This is a genomic window from Serratia sp. G204Y (assembly GCF_051172435.1).
Classification (GTDB): Bacteria; Pseudomonadota; Gammaproteobacteria; order Enterobacterales; family Enterobacteriaceae; genus Serratia; species Serratia sarumanii.
This window is the reverse complement of record NZ_JBPIZA010000001.1, coordinates 1,707,605-1,725,709: the sequence shown is the minus strand read 5'-3', so window position 1 is coordinate 1,725,709 and position 18,105 is coordinate 1,707,605. Positions and strand designations below refer to the sequence as shown.

Below are 18,105 nucleotides of genomic sequence, written 5' to 3'. Positions count from 1 at the left end.
GGCATAATTTACTCGTTGTGGTGGGTGTCGTGCTGGCGGGCGAAGGTGACCTGCATGCGTGCGCCGCCGAGCGGGCTGTCGCTGATGACGATTTCGCCGTCGTACTGCTCGATGATCTCCGCCGCCACCGACAAACCCAGGCCCTGGCCGGGGCGCAGGGTATCCACCCGCTGGCCGCGCTGGAAGATCAGCTGGCGCTTGCTTTCCGGGATCCCCGGGCCGTCGTCGTCGATAACGATGGTGAGGTTTTTCTCGGAGTGCAGCGAGGTGATCTCCACGAACTCCAGGCAGTATTTGCAGGCGTTTTCCAACACGTTGCCCATCACTTCCATAAAGTCGTTTTTCTCGCCCATAAAGGTCACTTCCGGCGAGATGTCCAGCGTGATCACCACCCCTTTGCGCTGATAAACCTTATTTAGCGCCACCACCAGGCTGTCGAGCAGCGCCGGCACCGAATGGATCTCGCGCGTCAACACCGTCTGGCCGGAGTTGATGCTGGCTCGGTGCAGGTAGTAACCGATTTGCTGCGAGATGCGTCCGATCTGATCCAGCATGATCGGCTCGGCTTCTTCGATGGTGGTCTGCTTGCCGCTGCGCAGCGAGCGCAGGGTGCTTTGCAGCACCGCCAGCGGCGTTTTCAGGCTGTGGGTCAGATCCGACAGGGTAGTGCGGTACTTGGTGTAGCGCTGGCGTTCGTTGCGCACCAGAATGTTCAGATTGCGCACCAGCCCGCGCAGCTCGCTGGGCGGGTTCTCATCCAGCTGATCGCGCTCGCCGTTCTCCAGCTCGCCCACCTGATTGACCAGCGCCTTGATCGGCCGCAGGCTCCAGTAGGCCGCCAGCCACAGCAGCGGCACCACCAGCAGCAGGTTGGCCAACAGCACGTAGCTGAACCACTCCCACACCACGTCAGATCGCTGCAGCTCCTGCGGAATGCTGTCGACCACCACGATGGTCAGCGCCGGCAGGCGAGGCGTGGCGGCATAGGTATTGACCGCCACCGAGTGGGTCAGCGCGTTCTGATCGGTATCGTCGTAATTCTTCAGTTGATCCTGCGCTTTGGGGTTGTCCCCCAGCACTTCGCTACTGACGCGGGTGTCGGTGTCGATTTCGTAAAAGCCGGACTCCTCCAGCCATTCCTTGTTGATCAGCTTCTCCAGCTCCGGCACCTTGCGCTGGCTCCACAGCAGGTTGCCTTTATCGTCGTAGATAAATACCAGCGTCGGGAAGTTGAGATCGATATCGGGGGGAATGGCGATGGTGAGCTTGTTGTCTTTCCACTGCGCCAGGCTGAAGAACAGGTTGCTCTCGCCGCGCAGCAAGCGGAAGGCGGTTTTGTCGAAGCTGACGATATAGCCGACGACCGCCACCAAACCGTAAGAGAGCGACAGCGCCAGGATCACCCCGGCGGTCGCCATCAGGAAGCGGGCACGCAGCGAAAACGGTTTTTTATTCTTGTTGAACATTATGTTCACTTCGCGTCAAAACGATAGCCCTGGCCACGTACCGTGGTGATCACTTCATGCGGGTATTCCGCCTGCACTTTTTTACGCAAGCGGCCCATCAGCACGTCGATGGTGTGGCTTTCGCGCAGCTCGGCGTCCGGGTAGAGCTGCAGCATCAACGAATCCTTGCTCACCACCTTGCCGGCGTTGCGGATCAGGGTTTCGATGATGGTGTATTCAAAGGCGGTCAGCTTGATTTGCCGATCGTTGACGCTCAGTTCGCGGCGCGACAGATCGATCTGGAACGGCGGCAGCACGATCACCTGCGAAGCCAGGCCGCTGTTGCGGCGCATCAGCGCCTGCATGCGGGCGATCACTTCTTCCAGGTGGAACGGCTTGGTGACATAGTCGTCGGCGCCGGCTTCCAGCACCGCCACTTTGTCCTGCCAGCTTTCGCGGGCGGTCAGCACCAGGATCGGCAGCTTGGCCTGGTGCGCGCGCCAGCGGCGGATCAGGCTCAGACCGTCTTCACCCGGCAGGCCGAGATCGACGATGGCGATATCCGGCGCGTGCTCCTGCAGGAAGTAATCGGCTTCCTTGGCGTCTTCGGCCGCGTCGACCTGATGGCCCATCTCGCGCATCTGAACGGAAAGGTGGTGGCGCAGCAGACCATTATCTTCAACAACCAGTACTCGCATGGCGAACTCCTGTGACTATGCGGGTGAACGTCCTGTCACCCACGCGATAAAAAGGGAACACGCTCTGCGGCGTGTCAGGGGATAACGCGGCCACCTGAACCATGTTGACAAAAAGTGCTGAGGCTATGGTAGGTATAACCCGCCCGGCTCGCAAGAGAGCCGAAGCAATGTATTAAAATAAGCGTTATCAATTTGTTCGCCGACATTATCGACAAGTTCTGATAAACGTCGGATAAACAGCGGCGGGGCGACGTTAAACGCAACTTAAACGCGCCGGGCATTGCCCGCGGAAAGAACGTGTGAGCCGGGGCGCTTGATAAGCTTTAAAGGTACTAATAAGGTATTATTGAGGCATCGGCACATTTTTTCAGGAGCGACGGATGAAGCAGTTAACCCAGGCGGAACGCATAGCGGGCGCACTTTACGGACAGATGCTGGGCGACGCGCTCGGCATGCCTTCCGAGCTGTGGCCGCGCGAGCGGGTTAAGCGCCACTTCGGCTGGATAGACGGCTTTCTCGACGGGCCGGCGGAGAACACCGCCGCCTGTTATTTCAAGGCCGGGCAATATACCGACGATACCGCGATGGCATTGGCGTTGGCCGATGCGCTGGTGGAGGCGCAAGGCGAGGTGGTGCCGGAGCTGATCGCCCGCAACGTGATCCGCTGGGTGGACGGTTTTGACGCTTTCAACAAGAACATTCTCGGCCCCAGTTCCAAACTGGCGCTGAGCGAGCAGAAAGCGGGCACACCGATCGCCGAGTTGGAAAACAACGGCATCACCAACGGTGCGGCGATGCGCATTTCGCCTTTGGGCTGCGTGCTGCCTTCCGCGCCGCTGGAGGACTTCTGCCGACAGGTGTGGCTGGCCTGCAGCCCGACGCACAAATCCGACATCGCCGTCGCCGGTGCGGTGGCGATCGCCTGGGCCGTGGCGCGGGCGGTGGAAGGGGCTGACTGGGCCTCCATTCGCCTGGCGTTGCCGGGGGTGGCGGAGTATGCCCAGCGCCGGCAGGAGACGACGTTCAGCCCTTCGCTGGCGGCGCGCATCGAACTGGCGTTTCAGGTGGTGGATGAAGCCATCGGCACCGAGCAGGCCTCCGAGCGGGTTTATCAGCTGATCGGGGCCGGGGTGAGCACTATCGAGTCGGTGCCCGCAGCGCTGGCGATGGTGCAGCTGGCGCAAACCGATCCTACCCGGTGCGCCGTGCTGTGCGCCAACCTGGGCGGCGATACCGACACCATCGGCGCGATGGCCACCGCGATTTGCGGCGCGCTGCACGGCGCCGAGGCGATTGAGCCGGGGCTGCTGGCGGAGTTAAAACGGGTGAATCCGCTGGATATCGGGGCTTACGTTCAGGCGTTCGCGCGTTTTCGCCGCCGCCGGCAGGGCGAGGCGTAAGCCGCCGCGTGACGCAACGGGTCAGCTTTCGCTGGTAAATTCGTACATGTCGCTGCGGCAGAAGCTTTCACTGTATTCGATCGGCTTTTTTTGGTGGTCGAACAGCGTCTGGCGCACGATCAGCAGCGGCATCGGCTCCGAGAGCCGCAGCGCCTGACGGATATCGTCGTCGGCCATCGCCGCGCTGACCTGGCTGCGCAGCGATCCCATCTCCACCTTATTGCGCCGGAAGTAGTCGTACAGCGAGATGCCGATCTCGTCGACGTTGGCAATTGCCGTCACCACTACGTAGGACACCGCCACCGACATTGGCCGCCGATCGATCAGGTGAATGCGTTTGAGCTGGTAGATCGGCGTTCCGGCCGCCAGCTGGAGCTTTTCAGCCAGTTCAGCGCCGGCGGGTATCCGTTCGCGGCTGATCCACTGCGTATCCGGCCGGCGCCCCTGCTGTATTACCTCGCGCGAGAATCCTTTGACGTCCGCCAATGAATAGAACAGCTTCGGCTCGGGCCGCTGCGATTGGATAAAGGTGCCGTAGCCGCGCGAACGGCCGATAATGCCGTCCTGCTCGAGGCAGGCCAGCGCCTTGCGCACCGTGATGCGCGAGATGCCGAGCCGTTCGGTGAACAGGCGCTCGCTGGGCAAAAAATCTCCCGCATTCAGCAACCCCTGCTCGATGGCCTGGCGCACCGAGGCGTTGAAGCGCAAATACAGCGGCATCGCGCCCGCGCTGGCCAGATCCTGCTGCAGTTTGTCCAGCAGACGCTGGTTGGTCTCCTTGCTCATAGCCGACGGAAGTCCTGTAGCCGCAATGCGATGGCTTATTTAAGGGGATTTCGCCGGGCAGCGCAACTGCTGCCGCCGCCGGGAGGAAATGAGGTAGAGTAGTGCGTCGGCCCCTGAGCCAGGAGAAACAAATACCCCATGAGCGATACCCCACGACACGCGGACGACGCGGCGATCCTGGCCGCCTTCGCGCAGCAGCGGCGGCAAGGTCTGACCCGGCGTTCGGCGCTGCATCAGGCCCTGATACAACTAATCGCCGCCGGAGAACTGCCCTGGCGGACGCAGCTGCCGCCGAGCCGCGCGTTGGCGGCCCGGCTGACGGTGGCGCGCGACACGGTGGAACAGACCTACGCGCGGCTGGAAGCGGAGGGGTTCATCAGCCGAACGGTGGGGCGCGGCAGCTTTGTGCGTTATCGCTGCGACACGCTGCTCGGCCGTGAACTGCTGGCGACGGCGGCAGGGCAAGAGGCGCGGTTGGCGGAGCGCGAGCTGAGCGATCGCGGCCGGGCGCTGCTGGCGGTCAGCCATACGCCGCACACCAGCCGCCAGGCTTCGCTGACGCCTTCGCTGGCGGACCTGCGGGCGTTTCCCATCGAGCAATGGCTGCAGCAGGAAAAGCAGGCGCTACGGCGGCACGGCGAGCGGCTGTTGGGGTATGCCGATCCGCAAGGGTTGCCGGAGCTGCGCGCGGAGATCGCGCGCTATCTGCAGCGGGAGCGGGGCGTGAAGGCGACGGCGGAACAGGTGATCGTGGTGACCAGCTCTCAGCAGGCGTTGGCGCTGTGTACGCAGGTGCTGTTCGATCCCGGCGATGCGGTGTTCGTCGAAGAGCCGGGTTACCAGGGGGCGAAAAAGCTGGTGCAGTCGGCGGGGCTGCAGGCGCGGCCGATCGGCATCGACGAGCAGGGATTGGACGTTGGGCAGTTGATGCAGGCCTCGGGCGGCGGACGGGGCGTTTACATCACGCCGTCCCATCACTACCCGCTGGGGTATTCGCTGAGCCTCGAGCGGCGGCTGGCGCTGCTGCAGTGGGCGCAGCGGCAGCGGGCCTGGATCATCGAAGACGACTACGACGCCGAGTTCAACTATGACCGGCAAACCAAGGCGGCATTGCAGGGGCTGGACAGCGGCGGGCGCACGCTGTACATCGGCACCTTCAGCAAGACGCTGTTTCCGGGGCTGCGCATCGGTTTCATGATTGCGCCGCCGCAGCTGGTGCGGCCATTGGTCGCCGCCAGGCAGTTTCAGGACGGCTACACGTCGGCGCTGGCGCAGATGACGCTGTTCCACTTCCTGCACGAGGGCGGCTACGCCGAGCATCTGCGCAATATGCGCACGCTGTACAAGGCGCGGTTGGACGTGCTGTATGACGCGGTGCATCGTCACCTGGCGGCCTGGACGCGCCCGGCGCTGCCGCAGGGCGGGCTGCAGCTGGTGTGCCCGTTGGCGGATGCGGCGACGGAGCGGCGGCTGGTGGCGGCCGCCGCCGAACGGGGGATTCGACTGTACGGCCTGGCGGACTTCTACACCGGCACGCCGCAGCGCGGGGCGCTGGTGCTCGGCTTCTCGGCCTATACGCCGGATGAGATCGTGCGCTTTATCGCGACGCTGGCGCAGGTGTTCAACGCGCTGCCGGTGGCAAGCGACGGCTAAAATTGGTCTGCTCTGCGTTTCGTATTGGTCCGTATTGTACCGTCGCCGCGCGGTGTATTCTGCCGCTATCCGGTTATTTCCCTAATGGAAATAACATCTTACTCCGTGAGGCGCTATGAACCTATCCAACCCTGAAGTGACTATCCGCAGAATCAATGGCGACGACAAAGCGCAATGGCTGGCGCTGTGGCAGGGATATCTCGATTTTTACCGCGCCGACGTGGCGCCGCAGGTGACCGATCGCACCTTCGAACGCCTAGGGCAGGATGAACAGGTGTACGGGCTGGTGGCGCAGGATGCCGACGGCCAACTGCTCGGGCTGATGAACCTGGTGTTCCACCCGTCCACCTGGAGCGCGGTCGGCTATTGTTATATCGAAGATCTCTATGTGTCGCCGCAGGCGCGCGGCCACAAGGTGTCGGAAAAGCTGTTCGAACAGGCGTATCGCTTGGCAGAGATGCGCGGCAGCGATCGGGTCTACTGGATGACCCAGGAGTACAACGCGCCGGCGCGTTCGCTGTACGACAAAATCGGCAGAAGAAGCTCGTTTATCGTTTATACCCGTTAACCGCAGGAGGCGTTTATGGCAATGAATCGTTATGGTCAGCCGGTTGGCGAACCGATGCCGGATTGGCAGCCAGCTCGCCGCCCCGGCGGCGCGACGCTCGGCGGGCGTTTCTGCTCGCTGGCGCCGCTCGAGCCGCAGCGGGATTACGCCGCGCTGTTCGAGGCGTTTCAGCTGGCGCCGGACGGCCGCGACTGGACCTATCTGTCCATCGAACGGCCCGATACGCCGGCGGCGATGTTGCAGCATCTGGAGACGCTGCAGGCCAACCCGGCGCTGGTTAATCTGACGGTGTTCGACGCCGCCAGCGATGCGCCGGTGGGCACGGTGGCGCTGATGCGCATCGACGAAGCCAACGGGGTGCTGGAGATCGGCCACGTCAGCTGGTCGCCGTTGATGAAACAGCGCTCCAGCGCCACCGAGGCCATCGCGCTGCTGCTGCGCTATGCCTTCGACACGCTGGGCTACCGCCGCTGCGAGTGGAAGTGCGACAGTCATAACGCGCCGTCGCGCCAGGCCGCGCTGCGCTTTGGCTTTCGCTACGAGGGCAACTTCCGCTTCGCGGTGATCGTCAAGGGGCGCAGCCGGGATACCGACTGGTTCGCCATCACCGCCGACCGCTGGCCGACGGTGCGGCAGGCGCTGGCGCGCTGGCTGAGTGCGGACAACTTCGATGCGCAGGGGCGGCAGATAGCCCGGCTGCAGGTGCTGCGCGGCGAATAGCAAAGAAAAAGGCGGCCCGCAGGCCGCCTTGTCGTTGTCAGGCTAAAGCGCTTATTTCAGCTCGTCGACCATGGTGGTGGCGCGGCCGATGTAGTTGGCCGGGGTCATCGCCTTCAGACGGGTTTTCTCTTCTTCCGGCAGCGCCAGGCCATCGATGAACGCCTGCATGCCGGCGGCATCCACGCGCTTGCCGCGGGTCAGCTCTTTCAGCTTCTCGTAAGGTTTCTCGATGCCGTAGCGGCGCATCACGGTCTGGATCGGCTCGGCCAGCACTTCCCAGTTGTGATCCAGTTCGTCCAGCAGGTGCGCCTGGTTCACTTCCAGCTTGCTGATGCCTTTCAGGGTGGCCTGATAGGCGATCAGCGCGTAGCCCAGGCCTAAGCCCAGATTACGCAGCACGGTGGAGTCGGTCAGGTCGCGCTGCCAGCGGGACACCGGCAGTTTGCCCGCCAGGTGGCCCAGCACGGCGTTAGCCAGGCCCAGGTTGCCTTCGGAGTTTTCGAAGTCGATCGGGTTGACCTTGTGCGGCATGGTGGAAGAGCCGATTTCGCCGGCGATGGTCTTCTGCTTGAAGTGGTTCAGGGCGATGTAGCCCCAGATGTCGCGGTCGAAGTCGATCAGGATGGTGTTGAAACGCGCTACGCAGTCGAACAGTTCGGCGATGTAGTCATGCGGCTCGATCTGGGTGGTGTACGGGTTCCAGGTGATGCCGAGCGAGGTCACGAACGCTTCGCTGAACTGATGCCAGTCCACTTCCGGGTAAGCGACGATGTGGGCGTTGTAGTTGCCGACCGCGCCGTTGATTTTACCCATGATCTCCACGCGCTCCAGCTGGCGGTACTGGCGCTCCATGCGGTAAGCCACGTTGGCGAACTCTTTGCCGACGGTCGACGGGGTCGCCGGCTGGCCGTGGGTGCGCGACAGCAGCGGAATATCGCGGTATTCCAGCGCCAGCCCTTTCAGCGCGTCGATGATCTTGCGCCAGTAAGGCAGCACCACGTCCTGACGCGCGCTTTGCAGCATCAGCGCGTGCGACAGGTTGTTGATGTCTTCGGAGGTGCAGGCGAAGTGGATGAACTCGGACACCGCGTGCAGCGCAGGCACCGCCGCCACTTTTTCCTTCAGGAAATACTCGACCGCTTTCACGTCGTGGTTGGTGGTGCGCTCGATGGTTTTGATGCGCTGAGCGTCTTCTTCATTGAATTCCGCGACGATTTTGTCGAGGAAAGCGTTTGCGTCGGCGTCAAAAGCGGGAACTTCCTTGATTTCTGCGCAGGCCGCCAGTTTTTGCAGCCAACGTACTTCAACCTGTACGCGGAATTTCAGCAGACCGTATTCGCTGAAAATGGGGCGCAGTGCGCTGACTTTATCACCGTAGCGTCCATCAACGGGGGAAACGGCGGTCAGTGAGGATAATTCCATCGGTAGCAACTCCTGGGATCGATTAACAATGAGCAACGATATTTTGCGCCTGCTTGAACAGACGATTACGGGAAAACATTAACTGCAGGCGGCTGCCGCCGACCTGTTGCCACAGCACGGCGGCGCGAATGCCGGCCAGCAGCGTGGCACGAACCTTGGCCTGCACCTGCGGGTTCTGCAAGATAGCCGGCGAGCCGGTCACCTGGATGCGCGGCCCGAGCGGGCTGACCACGTCGACGTAAATGCCGGCCAGCGCGCTGATGATGGTGTCCGACTCAAGATCGAAGTGCGCCAGCTGGCGTTCGAGCTGGCTGAGGCGTTCACCGAGCGTGTTCATCGCCTGTTTGTTGGCGTTGAGTTTGCGCTCCAGCACCATCAGGCTGATGGTGTAGCGGGTCAGTTCCGCGCCCGGCCCTTTGTTGTTGGCGTTAAGCACGCCCATCAGGGTTTCGAGGCCGACCATCAAATTGCGTTCTTCACCGCCGAACACCGCCAGCGTGGAGGGCGGGTCCATCTGCAGCAGGCTTTTCAGCGAGGTCTGAAAGGCTTCGCGGTTGCATTGCCCTTCATGGGCCAACTGCTGAACCAAACGCGCCGACTGGCTGATACCCGCCATGGCCAGCGTGATGTCATAATAATTCTTCGCCACGATTACTCCTGTAAACGCTGTGAACGGTACATGGCTTACTGCATAAGGTTGTGTGTATCGCAGGGGTAACGGCGGCGGCCGCGAACGGTAACGAACGGGCGTGGCTGTAACAACGATGACAACGAATGCCGCGGATCATGCCACAAAATCGAGGCTAAACCCAGCGTCTAATACGCCCGAGACGAGGCGGAGGCGCCGTACGGCGCAGAACTGCGCAGACAGGCGGCGAAAATCGCCGGCGCGGCGGCGCGAACTTATTGTTGCGGCGGCAAATAAAGTGCGGCGGCTGCATCTATACTGCCAACGTGAGCCCTCAAATAAAGATCTTCATATGCACGTAAAAAACAAGCAGCCGCTGCCGGCGGTAACGCTGGCGGCCATCGGCGTGGTGTACGGCGATATCGGCACCAGCCCGCTGTATACCCTGCGCGAATGCCTGACGGCGGAGGAGGGCATCACCATGACGCCGGCCTCAATCTACGGCTTTTTGTCGCTGATTTTCTGGCTGCTGACGCTGGTGGTGTCCATTAAATACATTTGTTTCGTGATGCGCGCCGACAACGACGGCGAGGGCGGGATCCTGACGCTGATGTCGCTGGCGATCCGCAGGCTGGATGCGCGCTGGGTGCCGGCGGCGGTGCTGATCGGGCTGGTGGGCGGCAGCTTCTTTTACGGCGACGGGGTGATCACCCCGGCCATTTCGGTGCTTTCGGCCATCGAGGGGCTGCAGATTATCGCCCCCGAACTGGACAGCTTTATCGTGCCGCTGTCGCTGCTGGTGCTGACCGCGTTGTTCGCGATACAAAAGCGCGGCACCGGCAGCGTCGGCAAACTGTTCGCCCCGGCGATGGTTATCTGGTTCCTGACGCTCGCGCTGCTGGGCATCGGCGGCATTCTGCAGCACCCTGGCGTGCTGCGGGCGCTGAACCCTTACTGGGCGGTGAATTTCTTCCTCGAATACAAGACGGTGTCGTTCTTTGCGCTGGGCATGGTGGTGCTGTCGGTCACCGGCGCCGAAGCGCTGTACGCCGATATGGGCCACTTCGGTAAAAAGCCGATCCGTCTGGCGTGGTTTACGCTGGTGGCGCCGGCGCTGGTGCTGAACTACTTCGGCCAGGGGGCGCTGCTGCTGACCAATCCGGCGGCGATCAACAACCCGTTCTTCCTGCTGGCGCCGACCTGGGCGCTGATCCCGCTGCTGGTGATCGCCACGCTGGCGACGGTGATCGCCTCGCAGGCGGTAATCTCCGGCGTGTTCTCGCTGACGCGGCAGGCGGTGCGGCTGGGCTACCTGCCGCCGATGCGCATCATCTATACCTCCGATCAGGAGTCCGGGCAGATCTACATTCCGGTGGTGAACTGGCTGCTGTTCGCAGCGGTGCTGATCGTGATTATCAGTTTCAAACACTCCAGCAACCTGGCCTCGGCTTACGGCATCGTGGTGACCGGCACCATGCTGCTGTCGTCGATTTTACTGAGCATCGTGGCGGTGAAAAACTGGGGCTGGCCGCGCGCGCTGGGCGGGCTGATGCTGGTTGTCATGCTGTGCATCGACGTACCGCTGTTCGGCGCCAACCTGATCAAGCTGGCGACCGGCGGCTGGCTGCCGGTGGTGCTGGGGCTGATGATTCTGCTGATCATGCTGACCTGGAAGACCGAGCGCTCGCGCCTGATCCGCCGGCTGCGCGACAACCAGGAGGGGCTGAGCGCGCTGATCGAGTCGCTGGAGGAGGCGCCGCCGAAGCGGGTGCCGGGCACCGCGGTGTTTATGGAGCGCACGCCGCACGCGGTGCCGCTGGTGCTGTTGCATAACCTGAAGCACAACAAGGTGCTGCATGAGCGCGTGGTGCTGCTGACCATCGTCACCACCGACATGCCGTACGTGCATAACGTGCAGCGGGTGGCGATCGAACAGCTGTCGGCGAGTTTCTGGCGGGTGGTGGCGAGCTACGGCTGGCGCGAGACGCCCAACGTCACGGACATCCTTTACCGCTGCGGGTTGGAGGGGATGAGCTTCACCATGAACGAGACCTCGTTCTTTATGTCGCGCGATACGCTGGTGCTGGGCAAGCGGCCCTGGTATTTGCGCGTGCGCGGCAAGGTGTTCCAGCTGTTGCAGCGCAATGCGCTGCGCGCGCCGGATCTGTTCGAAATCCCGCCGAATCGGGTGATCGAACTGGGGGCGCAGGTGGAATTTTGAATAAAAAAAACGCTGCGATAAATGCAGCGTTTTTCTTGGACGGCAGGCGAATTACGCCAGGCGCTGTTCGATGATGCCGCCGCCGAGGCAGATTTCGCCCTGGTAGAACACCGCCGACTGGCCGGGGGTGACGGCGGAGACCGGCTCGTCGAAACGCACTTCGATGCGTTCGCTGTCGAGCGGGGTCACGGTGCAAGGGATATCCTGCTGGCGATAGCGGGTCTTCACCGTGCAGCGGAACGGGCCGCTCAGCGGCAGGCGATCCACCCAGTGCAGCTGCTGCGCGATAAGGCCGGTAGACATCAGGCGCGGGTGATCGTGCCCCTGGGCGACCACCAGCACGTTGTTGGCCACGTCTTTATCCACCACGTACCACGGATCTTCGCTGCTGTCTTTCAGGCCGCCGATGCCCAGCCCTTTGCGCTGGCCCAGGGTGTGATACATCAGGCCCTGGTGTTCGCCGACGGTCTGGCCGTCAACGCTGACGATCGGGCCCGGCTGCGCCGGCAGGTAACGGCCGAGGAAGTCGCGGAACTTGCGCTCGCCGATAAAGCAGATGCCGGTAGAATCTTTCTTCTTGGCGGTGACCAGCTCCAGCTGCTCGGCGATGCGGCGCACCTCCGGCTTCTCCAGTTCCCCGACCGGGAACAGGCTTTGCGCCACCTGCTCGTGGCTCAGGGTGTAGAGGAAGTAGCTCTGATCCTTGTTGCCGTCGACGCCGCGCAGCAGGCGGCTCTTGCCGCCCACGTCCTGGCGGCGCACGTAGTGGCCGGTGGCGATGAAATCGGCCCCCAGATCTTCGGCGGCGAACTCCAGGAAGGCTTTGAATTTGATCTCTTTATTGCACAGGATGTCCGGGTTCGGCGTGCGGCCGGCCTTGTACTCTTCCAGGAACAGCTCAAACACGTTGTCCCAGTATTCCGCCGCAAAGTTCACCGTGTGCAGTTCGATGCCCAGCTTGTCGCAGACCGCTTGCGCGTCGGCCAGATCGGTCGCGGCGGAGCAGTACTCTTCGTCGTCGTCTTCTTCCCAGTTCTTCATGAACAGCCCAGCGACCTGATAGCCCTGTTGCTGTAACAGATAGGCGGTAACGGAAGAGTCGACGCCGCCGGACATACCGACGATTACTTTTTTCTGGCTGTTGTCTGACATGGGGATCTCACGAACTTGAACACGAACCGTGCTGATAAAAACAAGCGCAGGATTTTACCACGTTGGCCGCGCCGGCGCACTGTTCATCTTGTGCTGCCCCGCGCCCTTAAAACGGCCAGGCGAAGCTGCCGACCAGCGACAGCGGGTAGCGCTCCGGCTGCTGGTAGCTGCGAATGCTCTCCGCCACCAGCGCGGAACGCAGGTTGGGTGCCTGCAAGATCTCGTCGGCGCTCAGCCACAGGCAGCGATCGATATCGCTGTCGTGCGGCTCGGTCGGCAGCGGCTGTTCCAGCTCGATAACGAAGCAAAAACGCAGGAACGGCGTGCGATCCGGCGCGATCCACTGGTGCAGGCGCAGGAACGCCTGCGGCGCGGCGCGGATGCCGGTCTCTTCCCACAGTTCGCGCTCGGCGGCCTGCACCAGCGTCTCGTCGGCCTCCAGGTGGCCGGCCGGCTGGTTCCAAAGCGCTTTGCCGTTGATGGTCTCTTCGACCACTAAAAATTTGCCGGCGGCGTGCACCACGCAGGCCACGGTGACGTGCGGTTTGAACATGCGCTCTCCTTACAGCGGTTTGTCGATGCGCCGGTAGATATCGTCCAGCTCGGCGATGCGGGTGCGATAGCTTTTGAGCAGGCAGGCGGTGTCGCCGCCGCACCGCTGGCGTTTTGCCAGCCAGTCCTGCTGGCTATCCTGCATCGCGCCGCGCGCGCCCATGGCGAACAGGCCGCGCAGGAATTGGTATTTTGTGGCCATTTGCACGTCCAGATCGTTCAGCGTGCGGTCGGCGCAGATGGCGCGTTCATCGCTGCCTGCCGCCTTGGCGCAGTCGAAGCTGGCGGCCTGGGCGGCGAGCGGGGCCGCCAGTGCGGTGAACAGCAGCGCGGTCAGTGTGTTCCTCATGGCGCCTCCATCAGTTATCGGTCTACAGGGAATCGATAGTTTTCCATTCACCAGGTTGCAGTGAACCCAGCGAAAGATTACCCATACTGTAGCGAATCAGGCGCAGGGTAGGGAACCCGATATGCGCCGTCATGCGACGCACCTGGCGGTTTCGCCCTTCATTCAGGGTGATTTTCAGCCAGCAAGTAGGGATGGATTTACGTTCGCGGATCGGCGGGTTGCGTGGCCACAGCCACTGCGGCTCGGCCACCAACTCCACCCCGGCGGGCAGCGTGGGGCCGTCTTTCAGCGTGACGCCGCTGCGCAATGGCGCCAGATCGCTCTCCTGCGGCGCGCCCTCGACCTGCACATAATAGATTTTGCCGGTGCGTTTGCCCGGCTGGGTGAGCTGCGCCTGCAGCTGGCCGTCGTTGGTCAGCACCAGCAGCCCTTCGCTGTCGCGATCCAGGCGCCCGGCGGCGTAAACGTCGGGGAAGGGGATGTACTCTTTCAGCGTGGCGCGGCCGGCTTCGTCGGTGAACTGCGGCAGCACGTCGAAGGGCTTGTTGAATAACACAATTCGGCGCGGCCCTTTCGGCGCGGCGGGTTTGGCGGTATTCGGCTTGCTGAATCGTTTAACTTTGTGATTTCTAACAGAGAATTTTTTCATAACGGTTGAGATTACGGATGATAAGCGCATTATAACCGAATCCGTTTCGGATTGGCGCGGACCGAATATTCAAGTAGTATCTACACGCATCTTACAAAGCATTAACAAAATTGCGCTTGAAGGAGAGGTTGATGGAAAGCAAAGTAGTTGTTCCGGCAGAAGGTAAAAAAATCACGGTTGACGCCCAGGGTAAACTGGTTGTTCCTCATAACCCGATCATCCCGTTCATCGAAGGCGACGGCATCGGCGTTGACGTGACTCCTGCCATGATCCACGTGGTTGATGCGGCCGTTAAAAAGGCTTACCACGGCGAACGTAAAATCTCCTGGATGGAAATCTACACCGGCGAAAAATCTACCCACGTTTACGGTAAAGACGTGTGGCTGCCGGACGAAACTCTGGACCTGATCCGCGACTACCGCGTCGCCATCAAAGGCCCCCTGACCACCCCGGTCGGCGGCGGCATCCGTTCTCTGAACGTGGCCCTGCGCCAGCAGCTGGACCTGTACGTGTGCCTGCGCCCGGTGCGTTACTACCAGGGCACCCCAAGCCCGGTGAAACAGCCTGAGCTGACCGACATGGTGATCTTCCGTGAAAACGCCGAAGACATCTACGCCGGCATCGAGTGGAAAGCCGGCTCCGCCGAAGCGGACAAAGTGATTAAATTCCTGCGAGACGAAATGGGCGTGAAAAAAATCCGCTTCCCGGAGCAGTGCGGTATCGGCGTGAAGCCATGCTCCGAAGAAGGGACCAAGCGTCTGGTGCGTGCGGCGATCGAATACGCCATCACCAACGACCGTGACTCTGTGACCCTGGTTCACAAAGGCAACATCATGAAGTTCACCGAAGGTGCCTTCAAGGATTGGGGCTATGAGCTGGCGCGCGAAGAGTTCGGCGGCGAGCTGATCGACGGCGGCCCATGGCTGAAGATCAAGAACCCGAACACCGGCAAAGAGATCGTGGTTAAAGACGTGATCGCCGACGCCTTCCTGCAGCAAATCCTGCTGCGCCCGGCGGAATACGACGTGATCGCCTGTATGAACCTGAACGGCGACTACATCTCCGACGCCCTGGCGGCCCAGGTCGGCGGCATCGGCATCGCACCGGGCGCCAACATCGGCTCCGACTGCGCGCTGTTCGAAGCGACTCACGGCACCGCGCCGAAGTACGCCGGCCAGGACAAAGTGAACCCAGGCTCTATCATCCTGTCCGCAGAGATGATGCTGCGCCACATGGGCTGGTTCGAAGCGGCTGACCTGATCGTTAAAGGCATGGAAGGCGCCATCGCCGCCAAGACCGTAACCTATGACTTCGAACGCCTGATGGAAGGCGCTAAGCTGCTGAAATGTTCAGAGTTTGGCGATGCTATCGTAGAGCACATGTAAGTGTGTTTGGCGTTTGAATAAGAGCGGGAGCCTTAGGGCTCCCGTTTTTTTATTGTTCAAATGGGCATGGGATATCAAGGATTGGCCGATTCACGCACCACCAGCACCGGGCAATTGGCGTGGCGCACGACGGCGGTGGCATTGGAGCCGAGGAGGTAAGTGATCGCAGAAGGGCGGTTGGAACCCATCACAATAATCTCCGCGTTAAGCGCATCAGCGAGTTCCAGGATCTGATCTTTAGGATCGCCGACGGCCACGTGCGTGGTCACTCTATCTTCAGGCACGCTGAATTCTTTGGCCGCTTTCGCCAACCCTTCGGTCGCTACCGCAATGATTTCGTCTTTGGTTTCTATCGCCGCGGTGGCGGCAAAGCCGAAAGCGGCGTAGGTGGCGCGTGACGGGATCACCGCCAGGAAATGGACGTGGGAGTCTTCGAGCCTGGCGAGCGCGTTGACATGTGGGATGACCTGCTGCGTTAATTCCGGCTCGGTAATATCGACTGGAACCAAGATAGTTTTATACATACTCCCTCCTTATCATTATCAAATAACTCCACTTATTGGATTATAGCTGTTCGACGCAGGGAAAGGAGAGATCCGTATGGCAAACCCGGGAACGTTGGCGCTGAAATGTCAGGTGTTCGACGTTATCGTTAAATGCAGGCAAGTACGCCGGGTTTAGAGTAGAAAGGGAGCCATTGGCTCCCTTGGTGTTAGCTGGCTGAGATTATCGGAACCTTAATGAGGGATCTCTGAAACCTCTTTGACTTCCGTCTTGTTGATTTGCTGTTTAACGCCATTGGCGTCGGTATAACCGAGCAACCCGGCAGAAGTTTCTTTCGGCTTGCCGTCACTGATGAGCGTTCGACCGTCGTGGGTATGGATGGCGTAGCTGGTGCGTGTGCAGCCTGACAGTGCGGCGATGGCAACCAGGGCGATCGCGGGAAGAACAAGCGTTTTTTTCATTTGAAGCTCCTTTTAGTTATCCAACTCACTCATGTTTGCAATCTGGTCTCGATTGATCTGTTCCGTTTTGCCCGTTTCAGCGTTTCGATAGGAGACTAACCCGGTATCTGTATCGACCTGAGGTTTGCCGTCGGTGACAATGGTCTTGCCATCCGTTGTTTTGATCGCCTGATTGGAAGCGCAGCCCGCAATGAACATCACCGTAGTTGCAGCAAGAAGCGCGGCAAAGAGTCGTTTTCTTTTCATACCTACCATCCTGGTTACTTAAACGAATTTAATATCAGGAAAATAAGTATAGGCAGATTTTCCAGATTGCCAGGGTTGAAAGTGCTTATGGTGGGATAAAAAAGTAAGAATAACTTAATTTATTGATGGGGTGATTACCCATTCGGGAGATGTCGATAGGTCAGGGGGCTCAGGCGTACGGCTCGGTGAGGAGGTTAGGGTTTCATATCATCACCTACTCACGATTTTCCGCGTGCCAGTGCGTGATGTCATTGGTGGTTTGGCGTTAATTCTGTATAAGTATTCATCGGGGATCTTTTCGAATACAACGTTGATTCGGCTGATAATCATCCATAAGGACAGGGATATGAAAATAACGCATTCAGGCTATAAAACCGGCGCCGCCACCTTATTGGCGGTGATGCTCGCACTGGCATTAACGGGGTGTGCCAAGAGCACTGTCCCCAGCCAAACCGTTCCGGCGAATAAAGGGGTCGATGATCTTTTCGCCAACCTTGGTGAACCAAAGACGCCTGTGCCGGGAAAAGAGAAAGAACAGTATTTTGCCCAGTTGCTGGCCGTGATTCAAAGCCATTTGAAAGATGCAGAAGCCTACTCAGGCAGAAGTTGTACATTGCGCATCAAGCTGGCGCCGGATGGTCTGCTGATCAGCGTTCGGGCTGAACAAGGGGAGCCGCAACTTTGCCAGGCCGCGATAAAGGCAATCGTCAATGCGCGTTTGCCTAAGCCGCCAACGGCCGCGGTTTACGAAGCGGTCAACAACGGCACGTTGGAGTTTCGGCCGATATGAAAGTAAAGGGCGGCAACTGCGATGCCAGATAATTAAACCAAAGTCGCAGGCCGTACTTTCATGCGGCCTGTGAGTATTGGGTTGTGCAATATTTCGTATAGCGTTTCCTAATGCTGAAGCCAGTCTTTTCGGCATTATTTCACGGCATATGTTGCCAAGATTTACCGATACATCATTGCGCTCACGCGCTCGCTTCGATCTTTAAAACCGTTGCTGCGCATCGTGACCACGTAATAGCGGTAGTGATGCTTCTGCGCGTACTCGTGCACCAGCTCTTCAGCAAACAGGCCGCTGAAGGTGACGGTGGTGACGAAGGTCAGCCCTTTCACTTCGTAGGTGCTGATCTCTTGCGGAGTGCCGATATACGGCGGCGGGAACACGGTTTTGTGGAACTGGCAACCTGTCAGCAGCAGGGTAAACAGCAGGGCGGCGGAGATTTGCGGTATTTTCATCGGGAAATGTTTTCCTTCCTTGGC

The 18,105-nt window shown here is 60.5% G+C and carries 20 protein-coding genes; 7 read left to right on the top strand and 13 right to left on the bottom strand.

All coding sequences use genetic code 11. The features are described from left to right. Window positions 1–8: 8 nt before the first annotated feature. Entirely contained in the window at window positions 9–1,466 is a 1,458-nt protein-coding gene (gene phoQ / locus ACSBQQ_RS08420; RefSeq protein ID WP_033638202.1) for a two-component system sensor histidine kinase PhoQ, read from the bottom strand. Window positions 1,467–1,471: 5 nt separating this feature from the next. Further along, on the bottom strand, window positions 1,472–2,143 hold the full coding sequence (gene phoP, locus ACSBQQ_RS08415) for a two-component system response regulator PhoP (RefSeq protein ID WP_033638204.1): 672 nt from the start codon (window positions 2,141–2,143) through the stop codon (window positions 1,472–1,474). Between the two features lie 380 nt (window positions 2,144–2,523). On the opposite strand from phoP, the gene ACSBQQ_RS08410 reads away from it, so the two are divergent. After that, window positions 2,524–3,543, top strand: coding sequence for an ADP-ribosylglycohydrolase family protein (locus ACSBQQ_RS08410; protein ID WP_060428533.1), 1,020 nt, complete (start codon window positions 2,524–2,526; stop codon window positions 3,541–3,543). A gap of 21 nt (window positions 3,544–3,564) precedes the next feature. Here the strand turns inward: ACSBQQ_RS08410 and ACSBQQ_RS08405 are convergent, their stop codons facing one another. Beyond that, the gene (locus ACSBQQ_RS08405; protein ID WP_048321479.1) at window positions 3,565–4,329 is read right to left on the bottom strand and encodes a GntR family transcriptional regulator; all 765 of its coding nucleotides are present in this window, start codon (window positions 4,327–4,329) and stop codon (window positions 3,565–3,567) included. Between the two features lie 138 nt (window positions 4,330–4,467). Here ACSBQQ_RS08405 and ACSBQQ_RS08400 point away from each other — a divergent pair, with 138 nt between their 5' ends. The 3 genes from ACSBQQ_RS08400 (at window position 4,468) to ACSBQQ_RS08390 (ending at window position 7,270) form a co-directional block, all read left to right on the top strand. Next, complete coding sequence (locus ACSBQQ_RS08400) at window positions 4,468–5,982, top strand: PLP-dependent aminotransferase family protein (protein WP_043147286.1); 1,515 nt, start codon at window positions 4,468–4,470, stop codon at window positions 5,980–5,982. Between the two features lie 115 nt (window positions 5,983–6,097). Beyond that, window positions 6,098–6,550 (top strand): GNAT family N-acetyltransferase, encoded by a 453-nt coding sequence (locus ACSBQQ_RS08395; RefSeq protein ID WP_060428535.1) that lies wholly within the window; start codon window positions 6,098–6,100, stop codon window positions 6,548–6,550. 15 nt (window positions 6,551–6,565) lie between these two features. Continuing rightward, window positions 6,566–7,270, top strand: coding sequence for a GNAT family N-acetyltransferase (locus tag ACSBQQ_RS08390; RefSeq protein WP_033646373.1), 705 nt, complete (start codon window positions 6,566–6,568; stop codon window positions 7,268–7,270). Between the two features lie 51 nt (window positions 7,271–7,321). Here the strand turns inward: ACSBQQ_RS08390 and purB are convergent, their stop codons facing one another. Together purB and hflD are read right to left on the bottom strand one after the other, a co-directional pair. Further along, complete coding sequence (purB, locus tag ACSBQQ_RS08385; protein WP_060428537.1) at window positions 7,322–8,692, bottom strand: adenylosuccinate lyase; 1,371 nt, start codon at window positions 8,690–8,692, stop codon at window positions 7,322–7,324. A gap of 22 nt (window positions 8,693–8,714) precedes the next feature. Beyond that, the gene (gene hflD / locus ACSBQQ_RS08380; protein WP_033638217.1) at window positions 8,715–9,341 is read right to left on the bottom strand and encodes a high frequency lysogenization protein HflD; all 627 of its coding nucleotides are present in this window, start codon (window positions 9,339–9,341) and stop codon (window positions 8,715–8,717) included. Window positions 9,342–9,672: 331 nt separating this feature from the next. On the opposite strand from hflD, the gene kup reads away from it, so the two are divergent. Further along, window positions 9,673–11,541: a low affinity potassium transporter Kup gene (gene kup, locus ACSBQQ_RS08375; protein WP_033646371.1), complete on the top strand. Its 1,869-nt coding sequence runs from the start codon at window positions 9,673–9,675 to the stop codon at window positions 11,539–11,541. Window positions 11,542–11,592: 51 nt separating this feature from the next. Here the strand turns inward: kup and mnmA are convergent, their stop codons facing one another. The 4 genes from mnmA to rluE all read right to left on the bottom strand — a co-directional run bounded on the left by mnmA (window position 11,593) and on the right by rluE (window position 14,243). Further along, window positions 11,593–12,693: a tRNA 2-thiouridine(34) synthase MnmA gene (mnmA, locus tag ACSBQQ_RS08370; protein ID WP_060387610.1), complete on the bottom strand. Its 1,101-nt coding sequence runs from the start codon at window positions 12,691–12,693 to the stop codon at window positions 11,593–11,595. Window positions 12,694–12,799: 106 nt separating this feature from the next. Continuing rightward, a complete protein-coding gene (locus tag ACSBQQ_RS08365; protein WP_041034763.1) occupies window positions 12,800–13,246 on the bottom strand; it encodes an NUDIX hydrolase in 447 nt (148 codons plus the stop codon). A 9-nt stretch (window positions 13,247–13,255) separates the two neighbouring features. Then, window positions 13,256–13,594, bottom strand: a complete 339-nt coding sequence (locus tag ACSBQQ_RS08360) for a lysozyme inhibitor LprI family protein (protein ID WP_033638222.1) — start codon at window positions 13,592–13,594, stop codon at window positions 13,256–13,258. 22 nt (window positions 13,595–13,616) lie between these two features. Then, a complete protein-coding gene (gene rluE, locus ACSBQQ_RS08355; protein WP_060428539.1) occupies window positions 13,617–14,243 on the bottom strand; it encodes a 23S rRNA pseudouridine(2457) synthase RluE in 627 nt (208 codons plus the stop codon). 131 nt (window positions 14,244–14,374) lie between these two features. Between rluE and icd the strand changes: the two genes are divergently transcribed. After that, complete coding sequence (gene icd / locus ACSBQQ_RS08350) at window positions 14,375–15,628, top strand: NADP-dependent isocitrate dehydrogenase (protein WP_033638224.1); 1,254 nt, start codon at window positions 14,375–14,377, stop codon at window positions 15,626–15,628. 74 nt (window positions 15,629–15,702) lie between these two features. Here the strand turns inward: icd and uspF are convergent, their stop codons facing one another. From uspF to ACSBQQ_RS08335, 3 genes are all read right to left on the bottom strand, one after another. Beyond that, window positions 15,703–16,152, bottom strand: a complete 450-nt coding sequence (gene uspF, locus ACSBQQ_RS08345) for a universal stress protein UspF (protein ID WP_033646368.1) — start codon at window positions 16,150–16,152, stop codon at window positions 15,703–15,705. Window positions 16,153–16,365: 213 nt separating this feature from the next. Beyond that, window positions 16,366–16,593 (bottom strand): YgdI/YgdR family lipoprotein, encoded by a 228-nt coding sequence (locus ACSBQQ_RS08340; RefSeq protein WP_033638226.1) that lies wholly within the window; start codon window positions 16,591–16,593, stop codon window positions 16,366–16,368. 12 nt (window positions 16,594–16,605) lie between these two features. Then, window positions 16,606–16,839, bottom strand: a complete 234-nt coding sequence (locus tag ACSBQQ_RS08335; protein ID WP_060387615.1) for a YgdI/YgdR family lipoprotein — start codon at window positions 16,837–16,839, stop codon at window positions 16,606–16,608. 346 nt (window positions 16,840–17,185) lie between these two features. Between ACSBQQ_RS08335 and tolA the strand changes: the two genes are divergently transcribed. Continuing rightward, window positions 17,186–17,629 carry a cell envelope integrity protein TolA gene (gene tolA / locus ACSBQQ_RS08330; RefSeq protein ID WP_060387827.1) on the top strand — a complete coding sequence of 148 codons (444 nt, stop codon included), beginning with the start codon at window positions 17,186–17,188 and terminating at the stop codon, window positions 17,627–17,629. A 161-nt stretch (window positions 17,630–17,790) separates the two neighbouring features. On the opposite strand, the gene ACSBQQ_RS08325 is transcribed toward tolA, so the two are convergent. Then, window positions 17,791–18,081, bottom strand: a complete 291-nt coding sequence (locus ACSBQQ_RS08325; protein ID WP_060428541.1) for a hypothetical protein — start codon at window positions 18,079–18,081, stop codon at window positions 17,791–17,793. Between the last annotated feature and the right edge of the window lie 24 nt (window positions 18,082–18,105).

Bases quoted from the DNA above. Each gene is read 5' to 3' on its own strand.
- ACSBQQ_RS08365 (WP_041034763.1), bottom strand. From the start codon at position 13,246: ATGTTCAAACCGCACGTCACCGTGGCCTGCGTGGTGCACGCCGCCGGC.
- rluE (WP_060428539.1), bottom strand. From the start codon at position 14,243: ATGAAAAAATTCTCTGTTAGAAATCACAAAGTTAAACGATTCAGCAAG.
- uspF (WP_033646368.1), bottom strand. From the start codon at position 16,152: ATGTATAAAACTATCTTGGTTCCAGTCGATATTACCGAGCCGGAATTA.
- phoP (WP_033638204.1), bottom strand. From the start codon at position 2,143: ATGCGAGTACTGGTTGTTGAAGATAATGGTCTGCTGCGCCACCACCTT.
- icd (WP_033638224.1), top strand. From the start codon at position 14,375: ATGGAAAGCAAAGTAGTTGTTCCGGCAGAAGGTAAAAAAATCACGGTT.
- ACSBQQ_RS08400 (WP_043147286.1), top strand. From the start codon at position 4,468: ATGAGCGATACCCCACGACACGCGGACGACGCGGCGATCCTGGCCGCC.
- ACSBQQ_RS08395 (WP_060428535.1), top strand. From the start codon at position 6,098: ATGAACCTATCCAACCCTGAAGTGACTATCCGCAGAATCAATGGCGAC.
- ACSBQQ_RS08335 (WP_060387615.1), bottom strand. From the start codon at position 16,839: ATGAAAAGAAAACGACTCTTTGCCGCGCTTCTTGCTGCAACTACGGTG.
- tolA (WP_060387827.1), top strand. From the start codon at position 17,186: ATGAAAATAACGCATTCAGGCTATAAAACCGGCGCCGCCACCTTATTG.
- ACSBQQ_RS08360 (WP_033638222.1), bottom strand. From the start codon at position 13,594: ATGAGGAACACACTGACCGCGCTGCTGTTCACCGCACTGGCGGCCCCG.
- phoQ (WP_033638202.1), bottom strand. From the start codon at position 1,466: ATGTTCAACAAGAATAAAAAACCGTTTTCGCTGCGTGCCCGCTTCCTG.
- ACSBQQ_RS08340 (WP_033638226.1), bottom strand. From the start codon at position 16,593: ATGAAAAAAACGCTTGTTCTTCCCGCGATCGCCCTGGTTGCCATCGCC.
- mnmA (WP_060387610.1), bottom strand. From the start codon at position 12,693: ATGTCAGACAACAGCCAGAAAAAAGTAATCGTCGGTATGTCCGGCGGC.
- ACSBQQ_RS08325 (WP_060428541.1), bottom strand. From the start codon at position 18,081: ATGAAAATACCGCAAATCTCCGCCGCCCTGCTGTTTACCCTGCTGCTG.
- ACSBQQ_RS08405 (WP_048321479.1), bottom strand. From the start codon at position 4,329: ATGAGCAAGGAGACCAACCAGCGTCTGCTGGACAAACTGCAGCAGGAT.
- purB (WP_060428537.1), bottom strand. From the start codon at position 8,692: ATGGAATTATCCTCACTGACCGCCGTTTCCCCCGTTGATGGACGCTAC.
- ACSBQQ_RS08390 (WP_033646373.1), top strand. From the start codon at position 6,566: ATGGCAATGAATCGTTATGGTCAGCCGGTTGGCGAACCGATGCCGGAT.
- kup (WP_033646371.1), top strand. From the start codon at position 9,673: ATGCACGTAAAAAACAAGCAGCCGCTGCCGGCGGTAACGCTGGCGGCC.
- ACSBQQ_RS08410 (WP_060428533.1), top strand. From the start codon at position 2,524: ATGAAGCAGTTAACCCAGGCGGAACGCATAGCGGGCGCACTTTACGGA.